This is a genomic window from Actinoalloteichus spitiensis RMV-1378 (genome assembly GCF_000239155.1).
Classification (GTDB): domain Bacteria; phylum Actinomycetota; class Actinomycetes; order Mycobacteriales; family Pseudonocardiaceae; genus Actinoalloteichus_B; species Actinoalloteichus_B spitiensis.
This window is the reverse complement of the sequence record NZ_AGVX02000532.1, coordinates 1-4,933: the sequence shown is the minus strand read 5'-3', so window position 1 is coordinate 4,933 and position 4,933 is coordinate 1. Positions and strand designations below refer to the sequence as shown.

Below are 4,933 nucleotides of genomic sequence, written 5' to 3'. Positions count from 1 at the left end.
GGGGGCGGGGTGCGGGTTCCCTCGGGGCTGGTGGGCGACCCGCCAGACCTCCCGGTCGGCTCGGGAGCGGGTTCGCCGCTGCCGCACCGGGGCGTTCGCGGACGACGTGGGCGACCGGGTCGGCCGCCGGTGGCGTGCTCCTCGGTCAGCAGCGCCGCCCTCCACGGCCGGTGCCTCCCCCGTGCGTCCCCGGGGGATGTCGGTGCACAGCAGCGCCCGGGTGGGAGGGAGCGTTGCGGTGCCCGTCGTTCGAGCTGGTCGCTACGGGTTGTTCCTCAGCCGGGCGTCGCGTAGCGGGTGGCGAGTGTGGTGGCCCGGTCGTGCAGGGCGGCCCGCAACCACCGGGGCTCCAGGGCTTCCGCGTCGGTGGCCAGCTGCCACAGCGCCCACTCGGCGTGCCTGGCGTCCTGGAAGGTCACCTCCAGCCGGGGCCAGCCGTCCGCGTCGGCCGTCTCCGAGCGGACGGCCAACACGGTGCCCACCAACTCCGCGCGCCGCGCCGGGTTCACCCGCAGCAGCACGGTGACCTGGTCCCCGGCGGTCCGGAACCGCCGGCCGCGTTCCCGCCAGTCCCGGGCCAGGTCGACCCGGTCCGCTCGCCGCGCCGGTTCGGGGAGGGCCTCGGCGGCCAGGACCCGGGACAGCCGGTAGGTGCGGTCCGCACCGGACCTCGTGGCCAGCAGGTACACCTGGTCCCGGGCGGTGACCAGGCCGATCGGGTCCACCGTGCGCCACGCCGGCGGCCGTTCCCCCGCCGCGTAGTGGATGCGCAGCCTGCTCCCGGCGAACACCGCCCGCCGGACCTCGGACACCACCGCGGCGGGCACCTCCTCGGGGGCGAGCCGGCGTTCGAGGAGGTCGGTCTCCGGGTCGACGAGCAGCCGTCGCACCGCGCCGGCCGCGGCGGCCCGGGAACCCTCGGGGAGCGCGTCGACCACCTTGCGCATCGCCGAGGCCAGCGCCGCCCCCAGTCCGAACGCCTGCGCGCCGCGTCGCGACCCGACGACCAGCAGGGCGAGTGCCTCGTCGTGGTTGAGCCCGGCGAGTTCGGTCCGGAAACCGGGCAGCAGGGCGAAACCACCGTGCCGGCCACGTTCGGCGTACACCGGGACCCCGGCGGCGGAGAGCGCCTCGATGTCGCGCAGCACGGTTCGGGTGGACACCTCGAGCTCCCGGGCCAGGGCGGGCGCGGACAGCCGGCCGTGCTGGCGCAGTAACAGCACCAGCGAGACCAACCGGTCGGCGCGCACCGGGAAAACCTACTGGAATACCCGACAGGAGGTGTCGTGTTTCGCTGCGAGGCTGTTCAGCATGACGAACAGGGCAGTGGCCACCGAACCGAACGACCTGGGCAGGTACTTCATCGAGCGCGGCAAGGCGGGGGACGTCGACGGGTTGGTGGCGTTGTACGAGCCGGACGCCGTGCTGGCGTTCCCGCCGGGCGACCTGTCGAAGGGACACGCGGAGATCCGCCAGGTGTACGAGCGGTTCGTCGCGGCCGCGCCGGAGCTCGAGCCGGGCAGGCAGCACCCCGCGCTGGTGAGCGGAGATCTGGCGCTCACGGTGTCGACGCTGACCACCGGGGAGATGGCGGTCGAGGTCGCGCGTCGCCAGGAGGACGGGACCTGGTTGTGGGTCGTGGACCAGCCGGTGCTGCTGCCGGACAACGGGTGATCCGATGACGCGGTGGAGCCCCCGCGCGTGCGGGGGCTCCACGAGGACGGCGGTGGGCGGCGCCGAGCGGCTCGCTCGGGGCAGCGGCCGACCCGGGGCGAGCGGCGAGCGGGCTCAGCGGTTGATCTGCTTGATCCGCAGCATCCTGGCGATGACCTTGTCCAGCTCGTCGTCCTGGAAGACCTTCTTCCAGTCGTCCTTGATGATGGTCTCCCGGCCGTAGTCCATCGCGATCAGGCACGCCTCGGAGAACGGGTTCGACCCCTTCAGGGTGTTCGCCAACGCCACCTGGGTGTGGCCGTAGAGCATCGCCTTGGCGGCGGGCTCCGGGACGCCGACGGTGGTGACCGTCTCCTCCAGCGCCTCCTTGAGCAGGGAACCGATCATGCAGGCGATGGTCTCCACCAGGGTCGGCTCGAGGACGGCCAGCTGCTTCACCGTCACCCAGTGCACGTCCACGACCGGGGCGTACATGGTGCGGATGACGGACTCGGCGACGTCCCGCCGTTCGGTGTCGTCGGACTCGATGGCCGCGACGACCTCCTGCGGGGCGGCGATGCCGCCGAAGGTGTCCGCCCACTCCTCCTTGGTGGTGCGCTCCAGGAACACCGACGGGTGGCAGGGGTGGGCGACGGCGTAGTGCAGGTCGTCCCGCTGGGCCAGCAGCTTGGCGTAGGCGGCGGCCGGGTCGAGGGTCAGCAGGATCGCGCCAGGGCGCATGACCGGCACCAGCGATTCGGAGACCTTGCCCAGGACGATGTCGGGCACGGCCAGGATGACGACGTCGCTCTCCTTCGCGGCGTCGACGCTGTCGATGACCTCGCGGCCCTTGCTGGCGAGCAGTTCCTGCCCGGCCGGGGAGTTCTCGCTGTAGAGGACGCGGAAGTCGCTCCGCTCCAGGTTCGCCGAGACCCGCAGGCCCATCTTGCCGGCGGCGCCGATGACCGCGACGGTCAGCTGCTCGGTAGCCATCACTCGCTCCTCAGAAATTCGATGTTGTGCCGCGTCCACTGGTCCTCCAGGCGGGCCGTCTCCTCGAACGTGCCCTGCCACGGCAGCCAGTGCTCGACGATCTGGTTGATCTCCCTCTCGGCCGGCCGGACCCGGCCGATCATGTGGTGGTAGTCGAGGAGACCCGTGCCGAGCGGGCAGCCGGTGAGGGAGAAACCGACCCAGCCCGGTGACCGGGTGAAGGTGAAGTCCTTGACGTGGATGTTCACCACCCGGTCGGCGGTGCGTTCGACGACGTCGGTGGGGTGTTCGAGGCGGGCGACGCTGTTGGCGGGGTCCAGGCACACCCCCAGGCGTGGGCTGTCCACCGTCTCCACCACGCGGAGCAGGTCGGTGGTCGTGACCTGCTCGTAGGTCTCCAGGCCGAGGGTGACGCCGCGTTCCTCGAAGGCCGGGAGCGCCGAGCGCAGCGCGGCCACCGCCTCCTCGACGGACGGCCGGTGGTCGGCCGTGTTCAGCATGGACCGCACGAAGGTCGCGCCGAGGGCCTCGGCGAGGTCGAGGTACCGCAGCAGGTGCTCCGGCCGCACCCCACGGGTGCCCAGTTCGAGCTGGACGCCGTTGTCGTCGGCGACCCGGCGGAGCTCGGCGAGCTGCTCGGCGGACAGGTCCTCGACCGGGGGGTGGTCGCAGATCTGGAAGACGTCGCCGCCCAGTTCCCGGGTCTGCGCCACCGCCTCGGCGAGGGTGACCGGCGCGGGCGCGGCCTCGGACAGCCGCCAGAAGTAGGCGTAGGTGCTCAGTCCCACCGCCATCGGGTGCTCCTTTCCACGGTCAGGGCCGTGCTGGTGCTCATCGGGCCCGCGCCCCCGCGCCGTGCAGGGCCAGCGCCTCGTCGAGGATGGTGGCGACGGCGTCGGGGTCGTGGGCGAAGCGGCCGAGGAACAACCCGCCCACCTCGGTGCCGAGTTCGGTGAGCAGGCCGGGGCCCGCGCTGCCGCCGTAGATCACCCTGCTGCCGGCCCGGTCGGCGTCCTCGGCGAGCCGTCGCCGCAGCGCGGCGCACACCGTGGCGATGTGCTCGGCGGAGGCGGGTTCGGGTGCTCCGATCGCCCAGTGCGGTTCGTAGGCCACCACCACCCGGCCCGGCGCGCCGTCCCGTCCGGCGGTGGCCAGCAGCGTGTCCAGTTCGGTGGTGCAGCGCCGGGCGGCTTCGGCGGGGGAGACCTGGTCGGGTTCCCCGACGCACAGCACGGGGGTCAGGCCGTTGCGGAGGGCGGCGGCGGTCTTGGCGGCGACGACCTGGTCGTCCTCGCCGAACAGGCGCCGCCGTTCGGCGTGCCCGACCTCGGCGTAGCGGCAGCCGAGTTCCCGCAGCAGCGTTCCGCTGGTCTCGCCGGTGTAGGCACCGGAGTCGGCCCAGGACAGGTCCTGCGCGCCCACGCCCACCCGGGTGCCGGCGAAGGCCGCCAGCACCGGGGGGATGAGGGGGGCGGCGGGCAGCGCGAACACCTCGACGAGGCCGCTGGTCACGGCCTGGTGGGTACGGGCGAGGTCGGCGACCCGCCGGCTCCAGTCCAGGGTCCTGGCCTGCCTGAAGTACATCTTCAGGCTCACCCCGACCGTGACCGCGCTGGCGCCCACTCAGACCGTCCCGGTGTTCTCGTAGTCGCCGATCACGGCGACCTTCGCCGCGGAGGCGGACGACGCGTCGAAGCGGTAGGTCAGCCACTCCCTGGCCAGCCGCCGCGCCAGTTCCAGGCCGACGACCCGCTGGCCGAAGGTGAGGATCTGCGCGTTGTTGCTGAGCACGGACCGTTCCACCGAGAAGCTGTCGTGCGCGGTCACCGCCCGCACGCCCTTCACCTTGTTCGCCGCGATCGCGACGCCCAGCCCGGTGCCGCAGACCAGCAGGGCCCGGTCGGCCTCCCCCGCCGCCACGAGTTCGGCGGCGGCGATCGCCACGCTCGGGTAGGGGGTGTGGCTCTCCGCGTCCACGCCGACGTCCCGCACGGAGGCGACGAGGTCGTGGGCCTCCAGGTCCTTCCGCAGCGCTTCCTTGTACTCGTAGCCGGCGTCGTCGGAACCGACGACGATCCGCAGCCTGTCGCTCATCAGCGTCTCCTTCCTTCCCTCGGGCTCGTCCGGCGGCTCAGTCGGAGAGCACGTCGCGGACGGCCCGCACGATCAGCGCCAGCGACACCGCGCCCGCGTCGGGCGTGCCCACGCTGCGTTCGGCCAGCGGCCGGGCCCGGCCCATCCGGGGGACCAGGTCGGCGGTGGCCTCGGCCGCCCGCCGGGCCGCCTC

At 73.1% G+C, this 4,933-nt stretch carries 7 protein-coding genes; 1 reads left to right on the top strand and 6 read right to left on the bottom strand.

The window, feature by feature from the left end; all coding sequences use genetic code 11:
- Positions 1 to 275: 275 nt before the first annotated feature.
- Positions 276 to 1,250, bottom strand: coding sequence for a helix-turn-helix transcriptional regulator (locus ACTIDRAF_RS0221110; RefSeq protein WP_016700706.1), 975 nt, complete (start codon positions 1,248 to 1,250; stop codon positions 276 to 278).
- A 76-nt stretch (positions 1,251 to 1,326) separates the two neighbouring features.
- Here ACTIDRAF_RS0221110 and ACTIDRAF_RS0221105 point away from each other — a divergent pair, with 76 nt between their 5' ends.
- Complete coding sequence (locus tag ACTIDRAF_RS0221105) at positions 1,327 to 1,674, top strand: YybH family protein (protein ID WP_016700705.1); 348 nt, start codon at positions 1,327 to 1,329, stop codon at positions 1,672 to 1,674.
- Between the two features lie 114 nt (positions 1,675 to 1,788).
- Here ACTIDRAF_RS0221105 and ACTIDRAF_RS0221100 read toward each other — a convergent pair whose 3' ends face one another.
- The 5 genes from ACTIDRAF_RS0221100 to ACTIDRAF_RS33055 all read right to left on the bottom strand — a co-directional run.
- Positions 1,789 to 2,646: a phosphogluconate dehydrogenase C-terminal domain-containing protein gene (locus ACTIDRAF_RS0221100; RefSeq protein ID WP_016700704.1), complete on the bottom strand. Its 858-nt coding sequence runs from the start codon at positions 2,644 to 2,646 to the stop codon at positions 1,789 to 1,791.
- The gene (locus tag ACTIDRAF_RS0221095) at positions 2,646 to 3,440 is read right to left on the bottom strand and encodes a sugar phosphate isomerase/epimerase family protein (protein ID WP_016700703.1); all 795 of its coding nucleotides are present in this window, start codon (positions 3,438 to 3,440) and stop codon (positions 2,646 to 2,648) included. Before ACTIDRAF_RS0221095 ends, ACTIDRAF_RS0221100 begins: the two co-directional genes overlap by 1 nt.
- Before the next feature lie 37 nt (positions 3,441 to 3,477).
- On the bottom strand, positions 3,478 to 4,269 hold the full coding sequence (locus tag ACTIDRAF_RS0221090; RefSeq protein WP_016700702.1) for a triose-phosphate isomerase family protein: 792 nt from the start codon (positions 4,267 to 4,269) through the stop codon (positions 3,478 to 3,480).
- Positions 4,270 to 4,740, bottom strand: a complete 471-nt coding sequence (locus tag ACTIDRAF_RS0221085) for a ribose-5-phosphate isomerase (protein WP_016700701.1) — start codon at positions 4,738 to 4,740, stop codon at positions 4,270 to 4,272.
- 37 nt (positions 4,741 to 4,777) lie between these two features.
- The coding region (locus ACTIDRAF_RS33055; protein WP_157163183.1) for a DAK2 domain-containing protein at positions 4,778 to 4,933 on the bottom strand (156 nt) is incomplete at its 5' end.

Coding starts and splice junctions, on each gene's coding strand:
- ACTIDRAF_RS0221100 (WP_016700704.1), bottom strand. CDS start 2,646: ATGGCTACCGAGCAGCTGACCGTCGCGGTCATCGGCGCCGCCGGCAAG.
- ACTIDRAF_RS0221095 (WP_016700703.1), bottom strand. CDS start 3,440: ATGGCGGTGGGACTGAGCACCTACGCCTACTTCTGGCGGCTGTCCGAG.
- ACTIDRAF_RS0221085 (WP_016700701.1), bottom strand. CDS start 4,740: ATGAGCGACAGGCTGCGGATCGTCGTCGGTTCCGACGACGCCGGCTAC.